Consider the following 20762-nt stretch of genomic DNA (forward strand, 5'->3'; position numbering starts at 1 on the left):
CCTTTGATGAGAATATTGCATCTGGTACTAAGATCTATGATGTTAATGATAACTTGACAGGATCTGATCTGGACCTTGATGGTGATCAGATAACTTATACCATCACTGCCGGTAATGAAGAGGGGATTTTTGAGATCGACCCTAATACAGGCGTGATCACTATTGCGGAAGGAAAAACGTTAGATTATGAAACATTGCCTACGCATCAACTAACCGTGACAGCGACGGATGGTACGTTTGCAGATACCGCAAAGATCACGGTTGAAGTGAATAATCTCAATGATAATGCGCCAGAAATTATTGATGCAGAAACCACCGTCGGCCAAAGCCTTGCTTCCGGTACTGAGTTATACGATGTTAATGACGCGAATACTGGAAAAGACGTTGATGTTGATGGCGATAAGATTACCTATGAGATCATCTCCGGTAATGATGACGGTCTCTTTATCATTGATCCTGAAACAGGAAAGATAACGCTCGCTGATGGTAAAACCTTAAATAGTGAAGATGCTCCTGAAGGAGGTTATCAGCTCGAGGTTAAAGCTACAGATGATACAGAAGATAAGCTGTTTGGAACGGGAACTATCACGATTTTTGTCGATGGTGACTCAAGTAAGATTACAACTTCAATCAATAATAAAGGAATGATTGAAGGTGAGACGATGAAGGTCACGAAAGGACCTGTGAAGTTAGTTATTACAGGAATCGATAAAAATGGTGAGTCTGTTGTTATCGAACGTGATGCTGAGTTAACTCTTACCGGGAATGAGGGGCAATATAGTTATCAAATTATTGAAAGTGATGGCTTTGCTGAAGGCTCTGAAATTAGCGTTGAAGCAAGTGTTGTCGATATCAATGGTAAAGATATTTATGCCTATGATTATCTCCCTGGATTTGTTGATGAAGAGAGTCCTGGTCTAGATATTTTAGAGCCAGAAATCACGATTGATGAAGTTGGCTCAAATGGTAAAGTTATTTGGACTCAGCCAGAAGAAGGGGATTCTTCTACTTCAGAAAAGACAGAATTTGTTGTTTCAGGGACTGCTACGGGTGTCGAAGAGGGGCAAACGGTAACGATTACTTTCGCAAATACGAAAGATGGATCTCCAGTGACGCTTGAAACAGAAGTTGTAGATGGTCAATGGAATATTACGGTTTCTGCAGAAGATGCTGCGAAATTGCTTGATGGTTCAGTATCTGCTGTCGTGAAAGATCGCGCAGGGAATGAGAGTGAACCTGCTGAAAAATCGTATAGTGTTGATGCACCTACTGCGAATGTCACCGGTTACTATGATGATATTGAGAGTGTGCAAAATACAGTTACAGATGTAGGACGTGTGGCTGAGGGGATAGAGATCTCAAGTAAGGCTTCTACAGAGCTAGCTTTCTCTGAAGGTTCATCTTTTGTTGCACTTGACGGGCAAAAGTTTGAAGGATCGATTGAGACTGAAGGGCAATATGGCCTCTTTACATTGAGTAGTGATGGGGAGTGGACCTATAAACTCAATAGTGATGAGGCTGTATCTGAATCGCTTATTGCTTCAAAAGGACCTTTAACTGAAATCTTCCAGTTCCAAGATGACTCAGGTAAGCGTTATGAAGTTAAAGTCTCAATTAATGATAATCGTTTAGAAGAAGGGAAAGTTGTTGCAATTTCAGCGACTACCGCATCTCTATTAGATGAGCCGGAACTTGTCGAAAGTGATGGTAATGAGTTTGTGATCTATAGTAATGACTCATTAGGTGAGATTGAGGGAAGAGCAGCAAAAGGGGTAGAGACTGTTCGCATCTATATTAATAAGCAACATGCTGCAGATGATAGCGAAATGGATTCTTTAGGGTATCCACAGTACTTTGAGGTTAAGGTTACTGTTGATGAGAATGGATATTGGAAACTTGATGAAGCTACGCTTGAAGAGGCATTACAGACCACTTGGTGGGCAGACCAGCTTCGTAACGATAAGATCTACCTTCAAGTAAGAGCTGTCGATCCTACTACAGGTAAAGTCGGTGAGGTTTCTGAGAAGTATACATTTGTTGTGGATACGGTGGCTCCACAAGCAACCTTTGTGCAGTATGATGCTGAGGAAGGTAATGTAACCGCGTTGATTAGTGGTGACCCAACCTATGTTTATCATGCACAAACGGGTGATAAGGTAACGGTAACCTATATCGACACAACTGGTAAGAAGCAAACTGTAGAAGGCAATGTTGGTGGTATCTATAAGGAAGGAAAGCAATATCTTGCTATCAAGGTTCCTGTTGGTACGAAAAATATTGATGAATCGACAGAGTTTAAGGTCTATGTAACAGACAAGGCTGGAAATATCGGTGTTAACAATGATTCACAAGATGATCCAACCGTTATCCAATTGCCAACTCCAAAAATTGATCAATATCTCGATTATGTTGACACAGGAGATCTCGATGTTGAGATTATTGAGAATGGGGGGTACACCAATGATCCTTCAGGAGAAATTAGTGGTACAGTCGTTATTAATGCTGAACAGATGAATATTGTCGGCTCTGTGCGTATTTTCGCTTATGGGTCATCTAAGAGTTATATTGAAATCGATGTTAAGGATTTAGTCCCTGTACCGGGAGCGAAGGATACCTATCGTTTTACCACAAAGAAAGAGGATCTTGGTAAGTTAACAACGACAGGTATGTTTGCTAAAGGGGAAGTAACACTCGAAGCAGCTGTTTTTGATAAGAGTGGTGCGCAGAAAGGCGATAACTCTCCGAAGTTTATCTTTACTGTAGATATGACTGCACCAACTATCAAGATTACTGAGGTTGCAGGTGGTGATAATATTTTAACTGACAAAGAGAAGGAGGATGGATTAACGATTAAAGGGACTGTATCTGAACCTGAACATGCTCAAGTAGGTAATAAAGTCACTATTACAATTGGTGATAAGCGTTATGAAACAACCGTTAAGGAAGGATTCATTTGGGAATTAAATCTCTCAAGTGAAGAGGCTAAAACTTTTGAAAATCACCACTATAATATTACTGCTCAAGTTGTTGATTTTGCTGGTAATAAGTCGGCAGAAGCTTCAGCGGAGATGGAGACGAATAAAGCACCTACTGCGACGACAACCCCAATTGTTGCAGATGAAGATGCTGATCTTTCCGGAGTATGGCAGTATATTAATGCAAAAGATCCTGAAGGGGAGAGAGAGTTAACCTATGAACTTGTTGAGGGTACTTTAGATCCTAAAGTAGGGACTATTAGTGATATTTATTCATCAGGATATTTCATATTTAATCCTGCTAAGGATTGGTCGGGAAAGACCAGCTTCCAGATTAAGGTGACCGATAGTTTCGGTAATAGTACGATTGTAGAACAAGAAGTGATCATTAACCCTGTTGCAGATAAACCTTTAGTCACTGAAGGCGATATGGGTTTTGATGTGACTGAACTTACTCTGAATAAGTATGTTTGGACTGATATAGGCGGTAAGGGGGTATGGGATTGGAGAAGTGAAAAATATGTTGGCGGTGAAGAGTGGATCGGTGGTAAATGGTATGACTTTAATGACACAGCATATGATGGGCGCCCACAAGGTGTAGGTAATGGTATTAATCCTGATGTCTTAGTGAATGGTATCGATGCACTCTATAACTATCGTCGTCATGAAGCTGAGGCCGAGCAGACAACAAGCCTTACATCTCCTTATTGGGGGACTAGTTGGCAAGGTGATGGTGTTCCGACATTTGGTGCAGTCTACATTACAGGGTTTGTCTATTTAGAAGCAGGAAAAACTTATAAATATGCAGGTTCTGCCGATGATACCGGAATGATTATAATTGGTGATGTCTCACAACAATATGTCAGTTGGGCGGGCTTTAACCATGGTGTCAGATCAAGTACCTTTGAGGTAGAAGAGAGTGGTTTCTATACCTTTGATTTCTATATGTACAACCAAGATGGGGTAGGAAACTATAATTTTAAAGTAACTGAAGAGGATGGGAGCGATGTGAAGTACTATCCTTCAAAAGAGGCAATTGCAAAAGAGTTGCCGGACTTTGTTCAGTTAGATAGCCATCTTAATGATCCAGACGGTAATGGACGTGGCTTCTATAGTATGAAGTATGGTTACAAAGGCTCTGAGACAGATCAAATTAATTTAAGTAAGATTCAAGCCTCTTTAACAGATAGAGATGGCTCAGAATTCTTAACGATGAAGTTAACAGGATTAGTTCAGGGTGCTGAGTTAACTTATACGGTGACCCATATGAATGGTGATACTGAAGTTAGAACTGCTCTTGCTGGATCTGATGGCACTATTACAGTTGTCGGAGAGTCTGGAGAGTTAGACTTCAAAGATCTTGTCTTAGTAATGCCTAAAGAAGCGGAGCTTGGTGATTATAAGGTCTCTGTAACTGTTACGGCGACAGAGAAGGCTAATAATGATAGTAGTGAGAGTAGCTATGACTTCACTTTGGAGGTATTACCGCCTAGCCGTGAGATTATCGCAACTGAAGGGGATGACCTGATCAGTACCGGAACAACGGGTAATGACACCTTAATTTACGATCTTCTTGTAAAAACAGATAGTAAAGGCGGGCATGGTGTTGATACTTGGGTTGATTTCCATGTAGGTGATCCATCACAGGATGATAATGCGGATATGATCAAGTTCAAATCTGGCTTCTTTGAGGGGTTAACGTCTCAAGATCTTCTATATCAAGATAGTGATAAAGTTAGTAAGTTTATCAATATTGAGTACGATGAAGAGGAGAAAACAGCAACACTCTTTGTTGATCGAGATGGTGGTAGAACAACCCATGAGCCGGAGCCATTACTGATTTTAACGAATCAACAGAATGAGATTACGTTAGAAGAGTTGTTGCAGAATAATCAGATCATTATCGGCTAGATGATCATTTTGAAGTCGATCTGATGAGACTTTAAATCTTCAGACTTATAAAAAAATGCCTAGGAAGGAAGCTTCTTAGGCATTTTTATTGGTTTTATTGGGGGATTTATAGAGGGTGTTATGAGGTGATATTAATCGATCAAAAACGTGTTAATTTAGTGTCAATTATTCACTCTTTTTTTGAACTCTTTTTTGTTGATATCGTTTAATCAGCCACTGCCGGCTCTTATCGTAGAGATAGTTGTAGAGATAGGTATAGAAGAGAAAGAAGATGAGTAATCCGACTTCAATCATAAAGGCTTCTGTAAGCGAGACACTTAAAATATAAGCAAGCATCGGGATCGTAAAGAGAATGAGCGTTGCCTCAAAACTCAATGCATGCAATATACGGATGGAAACGGGTCGTTCACCATTAACAAAAGGGAAGAGCTTATCAAATATCCAGTTGAAAACAATATTGAGAAGTAGTGCAGTAACGGAGATTAGTACGGAAACTATGCCCATTGCATCTACCGGTTTATGAAGAAGAAAGACTCCGATTAACATCGTAAAGAGAATCGCCAAAATCTCAAAGAGTAGGGCATGAAAAAAACGTTCTTTCAGTGATCTTACTGTTGCAATAGTCATAATATAATATTTAGGGATTGAGCAAAGGCTCTATCTACCTACCTTCTACTACTTTTCGTGAATGATCACTCCCTTGTATCACAAAAGTGTTTAATAAAATAGAGAAAAGGGAAAGAAAAACGCATACTAGAGCGAGGGCTTAAGATATTTTTAAGGCGATCACGATAGGATAGAAGAGATTAAGGAGAATTTATGAAAATATTGCTTGTAGAGGATGATCGCTCATTAGGTGAAACGATTCAGAAGTGGTTAGAGATGGATGGATATGTTGTCGATTGGGTAATGGATGGTATGACGGCACAAAATGTACTGATCGATATCTATGATTCGATCTTATTAGATCGGGGTCTTCCCGGCGCTTCAGGTGATATTGTCCTGAAAAAGTTACGGGAAAAGGGAGAATCCATTCCGATTATTATGATTACGGCACAAGATAGCATTGCTGATCGGATTGAAGGGTTAGATCTAGGCGCCGATGATTATTTAGTCAAGCCTTTTGATTTAGAGGAGCTTAGTGCGCGAATTCGTGCTCTCTCTCGCCGGTCTGCTCGAAAATTACAGACACTCTTTGAGCATCGGGATGTGATTTTAGATCCCTCAACGAAGAGTGTCTCTCAAAAGGGTGTCACTATCTCTTTAACAGCTAAAGAATATGCGGTATTACATACCTTAATGCAGAATCCTTCTCAAATTTTTACCAGAGAGCAGTTAGAGGATAAATTATATGCGTGGGGAAATGAGGTGGAGAGTAATGCAATAGAGGTTCATATTCATCATCTGCGAAAAAAGCTAGGGAATGATTTTATTAAAACGAGACGTAATTTAGGTTACACGCTAGGTAGTGAATGAGACGATTGAAAAATTTACAACAGTGGTGGCAGATGCGACGAAAAGCACCTAAAGGGCTCTACTCCTTGCGCGCGACATTGATGATTAGCATTGTCGCTTCAACACTGCTTGTTTCTGGTGTTAGTCTTTCGATTACAACCTATTTAAGCTGGGATCAAACGAAAGAAGTTTTAGATGAGGCGCTCAAGCGATCGGCACAGACGCTAGCTCAACTCGCCTATCGGGAAAATTTAGGGGGGCGTCCCGTTAAAGGGCATATGGATTTAGAAGATAATGAATTCTATTTTCAAATTATTAATCAAGGTGTGGTAATTGCTAAGAGCAGTTCAGCCCCTAATCGCCCCTTTATTACACATGATCGCCGAAGTTACCGGGGCTTTAATACGATCAAGATTAAAGGGAAAGAGTGGCGAGTATTTCTTTTAAAACCTCGGCATGCCAATTTTGAAGTGCAAGTAGCTCATGCTGTAGAGATGCGTTATCAGTTTTTGGAGAAGCTTGCGACACAATTATTGTTGGCGGGAGGGATTATTCTTCTGATCTCTCTTTTAGTGAATGGACTCTTTATCTATTTTGGTTTAAAGCCATTAACCACCGTTTCTCAGCAGATTCAGAGAATATCTTCAAAGAGCTTAACGCCCATTGCCACGCGATCCCGGAGTAAGGAGATTGTTGCGATAGAAGATTCTTTGAATATGTTGCTTACCAACTTAGAGACCGCTCGCCGGCATGAGCGACAATTTACTGCAGATGCATCTCATGAGTTACGCACGCCATTGAGCGCTATCCAGATGAAACTTCAGCTTCTTCGGCGTTTAAGGCCGGAACTGGTGGCTGATTTAGAACCTCTACAACATGATATTTCTCGAGCGACCAATTTAATTGAGCATCTGATGTTATTAGCCCGATTAGATCCTCTATCTCCTGATGAGAATGGAGCTTTAAATCGAGCGCTTTTAAAGCAGAAAGTTCTTTTAACCCATCTCTTTTCCGATTTAGCGGAGAGTTTTAGAGAAGAGGCCCTACGCCGAGGGATCTCAATAAGTTATTACGGTCAGGCAACATCGATCTATGCAAATTACGATCTGCTCTATATTGCTGTAAAAAATCTGATTAATAATGCGCTTAAATACTCTCCAAGGGGGTCAAATATAGTTGTCTCTTCAGAAGTTATTAAAGAGAGATCTGACCTTAATAGGGAAGTTATAGTACTTAAAGTTGAAGATAATGGTCCGGGTGTTGAACCAGAGGAGCTTGCTCGCTTAGGGCAGCGTTTCTATCGAGTATTGGGGAGTGATGAAATTGGTAGTGGTTTAGGATTATCGATTGTGAAAAAGATTGTTGAGCTGCATCGAGGGGAGATGATCTTGCGCTCTAAACCAGATATTGAGGGCTTGCAAGTATTACTTCTTTTTCCTTTAGATCAGGCATAATAGTTAATGAGCATGATACTTTTTAATGTTTTTTATTGAAAATATTATTTTTTAAGATTTGTCTTAAGATTTCGTTAAGATTTATTTGGTGTAATTGATAGCAGATAGAGAAGAGACTCTCAAAAATAGTTGATGAATCCCTTCTTTCCCATTTCTATTAATCTCTATTAGAGAGGAGTTTAAGATGCGAAAATTACTGTTAGTATCGGCATTAGTATTAGGTTCATCAGTGGCTTTTGGCCAATTTACAGGACCATCTGTAGATGGACAGGGTCAAGCAACAGGGAAATTAGAGAATGTGATTTCTGTGGAGCAGGCTCGCCATCTTAAAGATGATACCAAGGTGGTTTTAGAGGGGCAGATCGTAGAGCACTTAGGGGGTGAAAAGTACCTCTTTAAGGATCAAAGTGGCGAGATCACAATTGAGATTGATCATGATGATTGGAGAGGTGTTGAGATCGGTCCTGAAGATACCGTGATTATCTATGGTGAAGTCGATCATCATCGTCATAAGGCAACAGATATCGATGTTGATCGCGTAATGAAGAAGAGTGGTGAAGTAATCGCTAAGTAGATCTAATCTTCAGATCTACTCTCCACCCATAAGGTTATTGGGGGGATCTGCTTGAATATGGATTCCCCCAATCTTTCAAAGATCAATAACCTTATATATTCAACCCTCGTATATTCAACGAATTTAGTACATAAGAATATATCTAGAAATATTACTGAAAACAAATAATACATATAATATTTATTTTATTTATCTCATATCTACTTATCTATATATCTACATATTCATATATCCAAGTATATAAATATTCAATAATTCAATAATTCAATAATTCAATAACTCAATAAATTCATTATCTAATAGTTAAGGAGTGCAATGATGCGTCCATTATTTTTACTTTCAACCTTAATTTTAAGTTCTTCTATTGCTTTTGCTCAGGTAGATGCAGCCAAAGTTGAGACACCACCAGTTGTAGAAAAAGGGCAAATAGAGGCTACAGCGGAAAAGTTAAAAGAGCCGACAGAACCAAGACAGATCAGAGCTCAGGCACGGATTCACAAAGAAGAGTGCGCAACAGGTGATTGCCCTGGAAAAGCTCAAAATGAGAATCGCGGCAGAGATAAAGCTAAAGCGCAAGAGAGTGAGATGCGTAAAGAGATGAAGCAGCGAGAGGGCAAGCAAGAGGCTAAAAAAGAGAATCAAGAGAGAAAAGATAAGAAAGATAAGAAAGATAAGCGAGATAAGAAAGAGAAAAAAGATCGCTCTGAGCGTAGTAAAAAACATCATAATGACAAAGGGCACTCTAAAAAAGAGAAGCAGGAAAGAAAGCATCACGATGGCTCAATGAAGGGCAATAAAGGTGCAAAACAGATGGAAGGGCGTAACTAGCGGTAGTTCGTAAAAGTAGTTGATAATAGAGAAGCTAAGAAGTTAAGTCTCAATTACCCTTATTCCCGTTTTATGGGGATAAGGGTTTTTTTATCCCTATTTGACCTATTTAATAGGAGCAAGTTATAGAAGCAATTTTAATAGGAACGGGCGGCATAACGGTATCTTGGTGATTATTTTAGAGATAGGGGCGCAGTTGTATTAAAATAGGGGTTCGACTTGTAATATTGATAAATATTGTAAGGACTCGTAGAGAGATTCTACAGATTGTTTAAAAGAGGTAAAAATAATGGCAAAGAAACCCCAGAAAGGGAGTGCTCAGATCGCTGGTAATAAGCGTGCCTATCATGACTACTTTATTGAAGAGAAGATAGAAGCGGGCGTTGAGTTGCAAGGATGGGAAGTAAAGAGCTTAAGAGAGGGGCGTGGGCAACTTTCGGAGGCTTATGTGCAGATTAAAAATGGTGAAGTTTATATGATCGGCTCTCGTATCACCCCGCTACTTTCTGCTTCAACCCATATCTATGCAGATGATACTCGAACCCGAAAATTACTGCTCCATCGCCGAGAAATCGATCGCTTGATGGGTGCCGTAGATCAGAAAGGTTATACCATTGTCCCTTTAAGTTTGTATTGGAAGCGGGGAATGGTTAAGGTAGAGATTGGCCTTGCAAAAGGGAAAAAGGATCACGATAAACGAGCAACAATTAAAGAGCGCGATTGGAATCGAGAAAAGCAAAGATTACTGCGTCATGAACATCGCTAATCGTTGAGAGATAATAAAAAGTAGGAGGAGAAGATGGATAAGAAAAAAATAGTCTTTTTAGATCATGGGACGATGAGCCGATTTGATCTCACATTTAACTTTCCTTATGAATTAATAGAGATCGATAATTGTCCTAGAGAGAAGGTTGCTGACGCCTTAGCTGGGTGTGAAATTGCAATTACCAATAAGGTACCGATCGATCGTGCCGCGATGGAAGCTAATCCGCAGTTAAAATTGATTGCTGTTGCGGCTACAGGTTTCAATATGATCGATATTGCGGCTGCAAAAGAGTTTGGCATCACGGTTGCTAACGTTGCCGGCTATAGTCAAACTGCAGTTGCAGAGCATGCCTTTATGATGATGATCTCTCTTGTTCATCGGCTTCCTCTCTATGAAGCGCGGGTACGTGCGGGAGAGTGGCAAAAGTCGCCATTTTTCTCTCTTTTTGGGGCGCCTATTTATGAACTAAAAGGGAAGACCTTGGGGATTTTTGGTCGAGGAAGTATCGGTTCGCAGTTAGCGAAATATGCCGAATGCTTCGGGATGAATGTTCTCTATTCAGAGCGAAAAGGAGCTTCGGAGATTCGACCGGGATATGAGAGCTTCCTTGATGTATTAGAGAAGAGTGATGTCTACTCAATTCATGCTCCTTTGACGCCAGAGACAGAGAACCTCATTGCTGCAGAAGAGATTGCGAAGATGAAGCAAGGTGTCATTATTCTCAATGTCAGTCGTGGAGGTTTGGTGAATGAGGCAGATTTAGCGGCAGGATTACGAAGTGGTCAAGTTGGCGGAGCAGGGATCGATGTACTCACTTCCGAGCCTCCAAAGCCTGATAATCCTCTTTTAGCGGCAGATCTTGGAAATCTTATCTTAACCCCTCATACCGCTTACGCAAGTGAAGAGGCATTAGCGAAACTCGTGATTATTTTGCAAGACAATATTAATCAATTTGTTGCCGGAGCCCCGATGAATGTTGTGAATTAGCCACGCAATTTGATCTTATCAGGTTGAGTGTGTCATCATTGCATCTTTACTACTTGTCATTACTAGCGTACTAGAGGAATATCGATGTTAGCAGCGTCTTATATGGGGCTAAAGCATACACATATTATGCTTGCCTTCTTTTCAATTATCTTTTTCAACTTCCGTTTTTGGAAATATTTTTTAGTAGCAAGACCCAAATGGGCACGTATAGCACCACATATTATTGATACTTTTCTCTTATTGACCGGTATCTTATTAGCGGTTGCACTCTCAATTAATCCGTTTTCATTAGGCGGGAGCTGGTTGGGGGTGAAACTCTTCTTTATGGTGCTCTATATTCTCTTTGCTATTTTAGCGATGAGACAAAACTTTGTTCTCTCAACAAGATTGATTAACTACTTGATCTGTAACAGTATGGCGATGGCAGTGGTCTGGATGGCAATGATGAAGCCACAGCTCTTTTAAAAGACAATGGTGCTGAAAACGAATAAAGAGTGAGCAAGAGTTTGCAAGTTCCGGAAATTGTTATATACTAACCATCTTAGTTAAGCGCCCATAGCTCAGCTGGATAGAGTACCTGGCTACGAACCAGGCGGTCGGAGGTTCGACTCCTTCTGGGCGCGCCATATAGTAAACCCCTTGCTTTCGAGTAAGGGGTTTTTATTTTGTAGTTTTTAAGTTTTGTTGTTTATTGTTTATATTGAAGTAGTCTTGAATTAGTGGTTCTGTTGGATCACTCTTGAGTCAAGATACCGGTCATTTTTACTGATATTTTTTAATTAAGATATTTTTCGTTGTCATCTTCCCATCTTTTTATCTTGGCATCTTTTATTTGACATTAAAAAAATATCGGGTATAGTAATGATCTTAGTTAAGCGCCCATAGCTCAGCTGGATAGAGTACCTGGCTACGAACCAGGCGGTCGGAGGTTCGACTCCTTCTGGGCGCGCCATAAAGTAAACCCCTTACTTTCGAGTAAGGGGTTTTATTTTGTCTTGACCTTTTAAGGTAGCAACCTCGGGAAGTGTGCTTAAGATTCCCGAGGGTAGTGATCTAAGGATGAATTGGATTTAGAGCGCTCGCTACTTTTCAATCAGCTCATATTGATAGCGTGGTCGATCACCTACGCGATAATAGATAAAGTCTTTCTGATAGCTATCTAAAAACTTTTGTCGAGCTTCTTCACTCTCAAACCATCTTTCGGCTTTAAAGTCAGGGCCTAAAAGATTTTCACGCATGAAGGTTGCATGAGGTGGAAGCGTCATTCGAACACCATATTGTTTACTCATTATTGGATCTCCATTTACTAATCTACTTATTACTTACTGAGTATTGCTAATTTGATTGCTAGCTTTTAATTACTAACTTTTAATTGCTAACTTCTAATTGTTAACTTTAACAACTGAGTTGATTACTAATTTTTTATTGTTTATTTATTGACTTGGCGGCGATGAGTTAGCCACCGGTCATTGACATAATGCGTTTAATTTTAGTCACATCTGTTCTAAATTCATGTTTTTGTGGCTTAAGGTTGACCGCTTCTCGGATCGCTTTTTGTAATTCTTCATCACTACAATTATCCCGGAGCATCTCTCTTAGCGGATAAGCTTCCTCTTGTCCAAGACACATATAGAGGGTGCCATCTACTGCTAGCCGAACACGGTTGCAGCTATCACAGAAGTGTTGACTAAGGGGGGTAATGAGCCCAAAGGTAAATGAGCCATCGGGAGATTGATAATAGCGGGCAGGTCCCTGTCCTAGATTGAGAGGAGCATCGACTAAGCCATATTTCTCTTTTAGTGACTCAAGCAGCTTTGTGAGATCTTTCCCTTCAGTGTTTTGTCCTGTTGTTCCCATCGGCATTGCTTCAATTAATCGGAGAACTAAGCCATTATCGATACAGAATTGGATCATTTTATCGATATCTTGATCATTGATTCCAATCATCGGAACCATATTGATCTTAATCATCTCAAAGCCAGCATCGATTGCGGCAAAGATCCCTCTTTGGACTTTATCGATACAGTCGTTGCCGGTAATTTGATGAACTGTTAGCGGGTTTAAGGAGTCGAGACTAATATTAAGGCGGTCGAGTCCTGCCTCTTTTAGTGGTTTTGCCAGACGTTCTAGTTGTGTGGCATTGGTTGTCATTGAGAGATCTTTAATAGTAGGGATCTCTTTGATGCGGGCAATTAGCTCTGTTACATCTTTTCTTAAGAGCGGCTCACCCCCGGTAATTCGGTAGTGATCAGTTCCCATAGCTGAAAATGCTTTTACAACACGAATAATCTCATCAAATGTCAGCCAGTTTTTATGAACTTCAAAACCTTTAAACCCTTTAGGGATGCAGTAGGTACAGCGAAGGTCGCAACGATCTGTCACTGAGATACGTACATAATCAATTTTACGACCAAACTGATCAATTAACATTTATCAAAATCTCCCTGAGATGGATTACTTTTAGATGAATTTGAATTTGAATTTGAATTTGGGCCTGAATTCGGATCTGAATCTGGATTTGAATCTATATTTCAGAATGATTCGATCAGAAGGATTCAGCAGAATCCTTACAGTTTAAGATCTTCAATGCATTTTGCGATGATTTCAATTTTTTTCATCTGTGTAAATTCTTTTCGATAGACAAGTGCTACTTTTCGTGTAGGAACTGGCTCTGTAAATGGAATGTAGTGTAGTAGCTCACTGAGATGATCATCTGTTAATGCATATTTAGGAAGTACAGAGATCTGATGGCCTGCTGCAACAATATTGCGAATTGTCTCTAACGAATGGTGGTGAGAATTGGTAGCATTAATCTCTTTACAGCGATCAAGAACTTGATCTCGGAAACAGTGTCCAATATTGAGGAGCAATGGATCATACTCATGAATCTCATCTGGTGAGATGCTCTCTTTACCATTGAGAGGATGATCTTTAGGGGTAATAACAAAGAAAGGCTCTTCATAAAGCTCTATCACTTCAAAGGTAGGATCCGCAATAGGGAGCGCTAAAATGGCCGCATCGATCTCTCCTGTTTTTAACATTGGGAGAAGGTTATCGGTCATATTCTCAAAGAGGTTAAGTTGTAATTGAGGTGCCGCTTCCCTTAAAAGAGGGATCATTTTAGGGAGTAGATAGGGGGCGATGGTAAAGATAATACCTAAATTGAAACGCCCTTCGATGGAATCTGAATCTTTACTTAAAGAGAGTAGTTCATCGACAAGTTCAAAGATTCTCCGAGCTTTAGGGAGTGCCTTTTCGCCTTCAGGGGTTAAGAGAACCTCATTGGTCGTTCGCTCAAAGAGGGAGACATCCATTGAGGCTTCAAGGTTTTTTATCCCAATAGATAATGCTGGTTGAGAGATAAAACACTTTTGCGCTGCTCGACCAAAATGCCTCTCTTCAGCAACCGCAATGAAGTAACGAAGTTCATTTAATTTCATGCATTATTCCCATAAGTAACATTAATGTAGTGAATGATTTACATACTACCATATTTGCATTAAGGTGATTCTAATTAAGCATAAATCCCATGTTTATCAGCCCTTGAAGTGTAATTGAAACATGAAAGATTGCTCAGGTTACAAATTGCGCGAAATGGAGAAAAATGGGCTATAATGAGGGAAATTTCTTTCTTTTTAATTTCCTATTAATTTTAGATGACTTAAGTGAGCGATAACAATGAAACTAATCGATAAGTTTAGAGAGACGTCGGCACTCAATGGTGCAAACCAGACTTATGTCGAAGAGATGTTTGAATCATATCTCGAAGATCCAAGTTCTGTCTCTGCACAATGGCAGGCCTATTTTGCCGACTTTAAAAATAGCCAGGGAGAGGATGTAGCTCAAGGCCCTATTAAGCGCGCTTTTGAGCAGATGCGACACCAAGGCGTTCGAGTACAATCTGCCGGCGTAGATGAAGCACATCTTGAGAAGCAAGTAGCAGTGCTCAACTTAATTGGCGAATACCGTCGTAGAGGGCATCAAGTAGCAGACTTATGCCCTCTTAATTTACGTGATATTCCTAATGTTCCAGAACTCAATCCTGGCTATTACGGTTTAACCGAGATGGATATGGGAACAATTTTTAAAACAGGTGGATTAGCGGGTCAGTCAGAGATGACACTTCGTGAAATCTTAGATGTTTTAAAACGAACCTATACCGGGCATATTGGTGCTGAATTTGAGCATATCACTAAAGATGCAGAGCGCGATTGGATTAGAACGCGTCTTGAAGAGGTAAAAGATGGCTATCGCTTGAGCGATGAAGAGCGCATTGAGACCTTGAAAGAGTTGATCTCTGCAGATGGGTTAGAGCGCTATCTTCATACTCGTTATGTTGGTCAGAAACGCTTCTCATTAGAGGGAGGGGATGCACTTATTCCGATGCTCCACGAGATGGTGGTCGGCGCTTCTAATTTTGGTGCAGAAGAGATCGTTATTGGGATGGCGCACCGTGGTCGTCTTAATACCTTAGTCAATATCTTAGGAAAAGCGCCGAAACAACTTTTTGCTGAGTTTGAGGGAGTTCCCACTTTCTCAAAAGGTTCGGGAGATGTGAAATATCATATGGGGTACTCCTCATCTGTGATCGCCTCACCTGATAATCCACCAGTACATCTTGCGCTTGCATTTAACCCATCTCACCTTGAGATTGTTAATCCTGTTGTGGAAGGATCTGTTCGTGCGCGTTTAGAGCGCCGTATTGAGCCAGGAACACCGACGGGGCATCTGCCATTTAATACTGTTCTTCCTGTTTTGATTCATGGTGATGCGGCATTTGCTGGTCAAGGAATTGTTCTTGAAACGTTGCAGATGTCTCAAGCTCGTGGATACACAACCGGCGGAACGGTTCATATTGTGGTTAATAACCGTGTTGGTTTTACAACTTCAAATCCATTAGATGCACGTTCATCAGAATATTGTACAGATGCTGCGAAAATTGTTCAGGCGCCTGTTTTACATGTTAATGGTGATGATCCTGAAGCTGTGAAGCATGTGATGCAATTAGCATTAGGATATCGTAATACTTTCCACAAAGATGTGGTGATCGATCTTGTCTGTTATCGTAAATTAGGTCATAACGAAGCTGATGAGCCGAGTGCAACACAGCCAATGATGTATAAGAAAGTTCGTAGCCATAAGACGCCGGCGCGCATCTATGCAGATCGTCTTATTGCACAAGGACTTATTACAGAAGAAGATTTCAAAAACTTTACCCAAGAGTATCGTGACAAGTTAGAAGAGGGAACACCGGTTGGATTCCCAACTGTTGAGTCGATCAATAGTTCCTATATGCAAAAGTGGGAAAAGATCTCAAAAATGCATGATCGCTTTGATGAAGAGGGACCTGTTGTTCCAGAAACGGGTGTTGTTTCTACTCGAATCACTGAGCTTGCGCGTATTATGAATCAGTTGCCAGAGAGCTTAAAGCTTCATAATCGCGTTCAAAGAATTCATGATAACCGACTCAAAATGGGTGAAGGCGAGTTAGAGATCGATTGGGGCTTTGCGGAAGTTATGGCTTATGCAACTCTTCTTGAAGAAGGTTACCCCATTCGAATTACTGGGCAAGACTCAGGTCGTGGAACATTCTTCCATCGTCATGCGGTTTATCACAATCAGGAAGATGGTAGTAGCTATATTCCGCTTCAGCATCTGACAAAGGATCAAGCAAACTTTACCGTTATTGACTCTATTCTTTCAGAAGCTGGCGTTTTAGGTTTTGAATATGGTTATGCCTCGACTGAACCTAATGCGCTTGTGATCTGGGAAGCGCAATTTGGTGACTTCGTGAATGGCGCACAGGTGGTTATCGACCAATTTATCGCCTCAGGTGAGACAAAATGGCGTCGCTATAATGGTCTTGTAATGTTGCTTCCACATGGTTATGAGGGGCAAGGTCCTGAGCATTCATCTGCACGTCCTGAGCGTTTCTTAGAGCTCTGTGCAGAGAATAATATAAGCTTTGTTGTTCCAACGACACCTGCGCAAGCTTTCCATATGTTCCGTCGTCAGATGCATCAAGATTATCGCAAACCATTAATCGTGATGTCACCGAAGAGCTTACTACGTCACCGTCAAGCGGTAAGTACTTTAGAAGAGCTTGCGACCGGTACATTCCGTTCAGTCCTTTCTGAGATTGATGCGATCGATGCAACGAAGGTTGAACGCATTGTGATCAGTGTTGGTAAGATCTATTACGATGCAAGAGATCGTAGAGAAGCGGCTAATGATGACAAGACTGCGATTATCCGTCTAGAAGAGATCTATCCATTCCCAACCGCTGCTTTAGCTGCGGAGTTGGCGAAATATCCAAATGCAAAAGAGGTCATCTTCTTGCAGGATGAACCAAGAAATCAGGGTTATGCAACATTTGTTTATCCTTATCTCACTGAGATGTTAGGGGATAAACATGCCTTACGATTTGTAACTCGTCCAGCAGCAGCGGCACCTGCTGTAGGTTATAGTCATGTTCATGCAGCGCAGGAGAAAGCACTTCTTGATGCAATTTTTCCGCTAGCAGAGTAATGAGTGTTGGTAGAAGTCTTAATAAATGTTAAGTATTAGAGAATGTATTGATGGGGTACTCAAGATGAGTACTTCATCAATCATTTTTAAAACAGATTTAAAGTTTAAAGAATTAAGAATTAAGAATTAAGAATTTAAGGATTGTTGAAAGCGCTTTTAGATAAGGCGTTGATAACGATTCTAGATAACAAATTTAGATAACGATTCTAGATAACAAATTTAGATAACGATTCTAGATAACAAATTTAGATAACGGTTTATATAACAGTTACATATTTACATAGGAGAAGATCCATGAGTGTTGAAATTAAAGTTCCGGTATTACCTGAGTCAGTTGCGGATGCATTACTCTCTGCTTGGCATAAACAAGTTGGTGAGTTTATCGAAGAGGGTGAGAACCTTGTTGACCTTGAAACTGATAAAGTGATGTTAGAAGTTCCGGCAACAGTAAGTGGTGTACTCAAAGAGATTAAGGTTGAAGAGGGTACAGACGTTACAGAAGGTACTGTTTTAGCGATTATTGAAGCAGGTGAAGCACCGAAAGCAGAAGCAGCTCCAAAAGCAGAAGAGAGCAGTGCTGTTGCAGCGGCTGAAAGTGATGAGGAAGTTGGAATGTCTCCAACAGTTCGTCGCTTAGTTGAAGAGAATAAGCTCGATATTACTAAGATTCCGGCAACGGGTAAAAATGGTCGTCATCTGAAAGAAGATATTGAAAACTTCTTGAAAAATGGTGGAGCAAAAGCAGCACCTGCAGCAAGTAAAGCAGCGCCAGTTGCGGCTGTTCCAACAGGTGAGCGTGTTGAGAAGCGTGTACCAATGACCCGTCTACGTGCGCGTATTGCTGAGCGTCTTCTTGATGCAACAAATAGCACAGCAATGTTAACCACGTTCAATGAGATCAATATGGAACCTGTGATCTCTATGCGTAAGAAGTATCAAGATCGCTTTACCAAAACTCACGGTGTGAAGCTCGGCTTCATGTCATTCTTTGTTAAAGCAGCGGTTGAAGCACTTAAGAAGTATCCTGCAGTGAATGCTTCGATTGATGGTAATGATATTATCTATCATGGATATTTTGATATCGGGATTGCTGTCTCTTCACCACGTGGTTTAGTTGTTCCTATTATTCGTAATGCAGACCAATTGAGCCTTGCAGATATTGAGAAGCAAATTATTGAATATGCGACCAAAGCAAAAGAGGGTACATTAACGATCGAAGAGATGACGGGCGGTACATTTACTATCACCAATGGTGGTGTATTTGGTTCGATGCTCTCAACGCCTATTATCAACCCACCACAAAGTGGTATCTTAGGTATGCATAATACTTATGAGCGCCCAATTGTTAAAGATGGTCAAATTATTGCAGCACCGATGATGTATGTTGCTCACTCATATGACCATAGAATTATTGATGGTGCTGAAGCAGTTGGCTTCTTAGTCTCAATTAAAGAATCCATTGAAGATCCAGCAAGCATGCTTCTTGAGCTCTAATAGAGAGATTTGAAGATGATGGGCACTATAAGTGGTTAGGGTGCCCATTTATGAGCTATATGAATAAGCTATAAGAAGTAATTAAGCTTTCGTTGGTAGAAACAATTATAGATATTAGAGAAGATCCTTTATTGAACTTTTATCGATAAAGGATCTTTTTCAAGGAGAATATTTTATGGCGAAGAAAGAATTTGATGTCATCGTAATTGGCGGTGGCCCTGCAGGTTATGTTAATGCGATTCGTGCAGCGCAATTAGGTCTGAAAGTTGCTTGTGTTGAGAAATGGATTGGTAAGGCGGGTAAACCCGTTTTAGGTGGAACTTGCCTTAACGTAGGTTGTATTCCTTCTAAGGCGCTTCTTGAGTCATCAGCACTCTATGAAGCAGCGAAAGATCACGGTGCAGATCATGGTCTCTCTGTTGAAGGGATTAAGATGGATCCTAAGGCAATGATTGCTCGTAAGGATAAAATTGTCTCTGAATTAACGGCAGGGATCTCAATGTTATTCCAAGCGAATAAGGTTGAGTGGCTTCAAGGAACCGGAAAGTTACTAAAAGATAATGTTGTTGAAGTAACAGACCATGAAGGAAAAGTTGAAACCTATAAAGCAAAAGATGTTGTTTTAGCGACCGGTTCTGTACCGATGGATATTCCATCTGCAGTAGTCGATAATCAGCGTATTTTAGATTCTGAAGGTGCTCTTGACCTAGAGGTTGTACCGAAGCGTTTAGGCGTCATTGGTGCCGGTGTGATTGGTCTTGAGATGGCAAGTGTTTGGGCGCGTTTAGGTGCTGAAGTTGTTATTTTTGAAGCGATGGATAAATTCCTTGCCGCTGCAGATCAGCAGATTGCAAAAGATGCAGCTAAGCACTTTAAGAAGCAAGGTTTAGATATTCGCCTTGGTGCTCGTGTGAACGAATCTGTCGCAACGGATGATGGTGTTACTGTTAAATATAGTGACAAGAGTGGTGAACATGAAGAGAAGTTTGATTACCTTCTCGTTGCTGTAGGTCGCAAAGCATTCACAGATGGAATTGTGGATGAGGCGGTAGGTCTTGAGATGGATGGTCGTTTAGTTAAAGTCGACGATCAGTGTCAGACCAATATTCCACATGTTTGGGCAATTGGTGACCTTGTTCGCGGCCCGATGTTAGCGCATAAAGGTTCTGCAGAAGGTATTGCTGTTGCGCAACGCATCGCAGGTCAATATGCGCGTGTCAATTATGATGCTGTTCCATGGGTAATCTATACTCATCCTGAGATTGCATGGGCAGGTAAAACTGAAGAGCAATGTAAAGCAGAAGGTATCGAAGTGATTACAAGCTCCTTCCCATTTGCAGCATCAGGTCGTGCAAAAGCGATGGGATCAACGGAAGGTTTAGTGAAAGTGATTGCTGATGCAAAAACAGATAAGTTATTAGGGGTGCATATTGTAGGCCCTAATGCATCAGAGTTGATTCATGAAGCTGTGATTGTTTTAGAGTTTGGTGGTACTTCAGAAGATATCGCAAGCACAATGCATGCGCATCCAACACTTGCAGAGAGTGTTATGGAAGCGGCGCATGGTATTCATAAAAGTGCGATTCATATGATGAATAGAAAATAATGAATCAAAAATAGAGTGTATTGAAATAGTCTTTTAAACATTCTTTTAATTCATAGAGCACTACTTCTTAATAGGAAGTAGTGCTTTTTTGTATCTTTACATCTTTGTGTTTTTGTAGAGTTGTGGATTTTAAACGCACTTTATGAAAGAGAATGAAAAAGAGAGGGCGTATCAATAGAGTTTT

General features: G+C 40.6%; 15 protein-coding genes and 2 tRNA genes. 13 read left to right on the forward strand and 4 right to left on the reverse strand.

The window, feature by feature from the left end:
• A partial coding sequence (locus tag DC077_RS09775) for a cadherin domain-containing protein (protein WP_133243556.1) occupies positions 1-4886 on the forward strand: 4886 nt, incomplete at its 5' end.
• A gap of 165 nt (positions 4887-5051) precedes the next feature.
• On the opposite strand, the gene DC077_RS09780 is transcribed toward DC077_RS09775, so the two are convergent.
• A complete protein-coding gene (locus DC077_RS09780; RefSeq protein WP_109218006.1) occupies positions 5052-5513 on the reverse strand; it encodes a PACE efflux transporter in 462 nt (153 codons plus the stop codon).
• Between the two features lie 192 nt (positions 5514-5705).
• On the opposite strand from DC077_RS09780, the gene DC077_RS09785 reads away from it, so the two are divergent.
• The 9 genes from DC077_RS09785 to DC077_RS09825 all read left to right on the forward strand — a co-directional run bounded on the left by DC077_RS09785 (position 5706) and on the right by DC077_RS09825 (position 11902).
• Positions 5706-6362, forward strand: a complete 657-nt coding sequence (locus DC077_RS09785; protein WP_109218007.1) for a response regulator transcription factor — start codon at positions 5706-5708, stop codon at positions 6360-6362.
• On the forward strand, positions 6359-7795 hold the full coding sequence (locus DC077_RS09790) for a sensor histidine kinase (RefSeq protein ID WP_109202328.1): 1437 nt from the start codon (positions 6359-6361) through the stop codon (positions 7793-7795). The genes DC077_RS09785 and DC077_RS09790 overlap by 4 nt, the downstream gene beginning before the upstream one ends.
• 184 nt (positions 7796-7979) lie before the next feature.
• The gene (locus tag DC077_RS09795) at positions 7980-8369 is read left to right on the forward strand and encodes a NirD/YgiW/YdeI family stress tolerance protein (RefSeq protein WP_109202327.1); all 390 of its coding nucleotides are present in this window, start codon (positions 7980-7982) and stop codon (positions 8367-8369) included.
• A 315-nt stretch (positions 8370-8684) separates the two neighbouring features.
• Entirely contained in the window at positions 8685-9197 is a 513-nt protein-coding gene (locus tag DC077_RS09800) for a hypothetical protein (protein WP_133243449.1), read from the forward strand.
• Between the two features lie 289 nt (positions 9198-9486).
• On the forward strand, positions 9487-9963 hold the full coding sequence (gene smpB, locus DC077_RS09805) for an SsrA-binding protein SmpB (protein WP_109202325.1): 477 nt from the start codon (positions 9487-9489) through the stop codon (positions 9961-9963).
• 33 nt (positions 9964-9996) lie between these two features.
• Positions 9997-10950: a D-2-hydroxyacid dehydrogenase gene (locus DC077_RS09810; protein ID WP_109202324.1), complete on the forward strand. Its 954-nt coding sequence runs from the start codon at positions 9997-9999 to the stop codon at positions 10948-10950.
• Between the two features lie 84 nt (positions 10951-11034).
• The gene (locus DC077_RS09815; protein WP_109218008.1) at positions 11035-11415 is read left to right on the forward strand and encodes a SirB2 family protein; all 381 of its coding nucleotides are present in this window, start codon (positions 11035-11037) and stop codon (positions 11413-11415) included.
• Positions 11416-11499: 84 nt separating this feature from the next.
• Positions 11500-11576 (forward strand) — tRNA-Arg (locus DC077_RS09820).
• Between the two features lie 249 nt (positions 11577-11825).
• Positions 11826-11902 (forward strand) — tRNA-Arg (locus tag DC077_RS09825).
• Between the two features lie 130 nt (positions 11903-12032).
• On the opposite strand, the gene DC077_RS09830 is transcribed toward DC077_RS09825, so the two are convergent.
• From DC077_RS09830 to DC077_RS09840, 3 genes are all read right to left on the reverse strand, one after another.
• Entirely contained in the window at positions 12033-12239 is a 207-nt protein-coding gene (locus DC077_RS09830; RefSeq protein ID WP_109202322.1) for a hypothetical protein, read from the reverse strand.
• A gap of 166 nt (positions 12240-12405) precedes the next feature.
• Positions 12406-13380 carry a GTP 3',8-cyclase MoaA gene (gene moaA, locus DC077_RS09835; protein WP_109202321.1) on the reverse strand — a complete coding sequence of 325 codons (975 nt, stop codon included), beginning with the start codon at positions 13378-13380 and terminating at the stop codon, positions 12406-12408.
• 137 nt (positions 13381-13517) lie between these two features.
• Positions 13518-14390, reverse strand: a complete 873-nt coding sequence (locus DC077_RS09840) for a LysR substrate-binding domain-containing protein (RefSeq protein ID WP_109202320.1) — start codon at positions 14388-14390, stop codon at positions 13518-13520.
• Between the two features lie 238 nt (positions 14391-14628).
• Between DC077_RS09840 and DC077_RS09845 the strand changes: the two genes are divergently transcribed.
• The 3 genes from DC077_RS09845 to lpdA all read left to right on the forward strand — a co-directional run bounded on the left by DC077_RS09845 (position 14629) and on the right by lpdA (position 20578).
• Positions 14629-17478 carry a 2-oxoglutarate dehydrogenase E1 component gene (locus DC077_RS09845; RefSeq protein WP_109202319.1) on the forward strand — a complete coding sequence of 950 codons (2850 nt, stop codon included), beginning with the start codon at positions 14629-14631 and terminating at the stop codon, positions 17476-17478.
• A 294-nt stretch (positions 17479-17772) separates the two neighbouring features.
• Positions 17773-18972, forward strand: coding sequence for a 2-oxoglutarate dehydrogenase complex dihydrolipoyllysine-residue succinyltransferase (odhB, locus tag DC077_RS09850; RefSeq protein ID WP_109202318.1), 1200 nt, complete (start codon positions 17773-17775; stop codon positions 18970-18972).
• A 175-nt stretch (positions 18973-19147) separates the two neighbouring features.
• Positions 19148-20578 carry a dihydrolipoyl dehydrogenase gene (gene lpdA / locus DC077_RS09855; RefSeq protein ID WP_109202317.1) on the forward strand — a complete coding sequence of 477 codons (1431 nt, stop codon included), beginning with the start codon at positions 19148-19150 and terminating at the stop codon, positions 20576-20578.
• Positions 20579-20762: the final 184 nt, after the last annotated feature.

It is taken from the genome of Ignatzschineria cameli (genome assembly GCF_003121895.1).
Taxonomy (GTDB): Bacteria; Pseudomonadota; Gammaproteobacteria; order Cardiobacteriales; family Wohlfahrtiimonadaceae; genus Ignatzschineria; species Ignatzschineria cameli.